The organism is Polaromonas sp. P1_G2 (assembly GCF_056405515.1).
Window position 1 is genome coordinate 1 of record NZ_JBFUBY010000684.1, and the last position, 627, is coordinate 627.

General features: G+C 63.2%; 1 protein-coding gene. It reads left to right on the top strand.

Annotated elements, in window-relative coordinates:
• Nucleotides 1-299: 299 nt before the first annotated feature.
• Nucleotides 300-627, top strand: a 328-nt coding sequence (locus tag AC1D0P_RS26935; protein ID WP_477679532.1) for a hypothetical protein, incomplete at its 3' end; no start/stop codon positions are given.

The window sequence follows — 627 nt, forward strand, 5'->3', positions numbered from 1 at the left end:
CTTCAGGCCTCACCGGTCTGACTGAAAACCAGAAAGTTACCTACGACACCGAGCCGGACCGCCGCGGCAAGGGTCCGAAGGCCGTCAACCTTCAAGTCACCGGCTGATCCAGGCCTGATCGGCGCAGTGTATACACGGCGCCGCTGCCGGAATGGCAGGCGGCGCCCTTTTCATTGACACCGCGCGGTATACACGGCCGCCACAAACTTGCCCTTTTCCGTTCAGCCGACATTCATCGGCCGAGCCCTAGATTTTCCCCAAGTCTGGCCCATGGCCGGCCCATTGCAGGGAAGATCGCTATGAAAAAACTCACCAAAACCCTTATCCTCGGCGTCGCCGTGATCGCCACTTTGGCCAGCACGGTGGAAGTGTCGTCCGCCGGCTGGCGTGACCGCGGCTTCCATGGCCGCTACTGGCGTTATCACCATGGCCCCGGCTGGCGCGGCCGCTGGGCAGCGGCGGGCATTATCGGTCTGACGGCCGGTGTGATCGTCGGCGAAGCTTTATCACAGCCGCGTGAAAGGGTCTATGTCGATGAAGGCGATCCCGGCCCGGACGCCGAATATGTCGGCCCGGCCGATGGCAATGTGGATCCGGACGATCCGGATTATGCACCGCCGCGCGCCC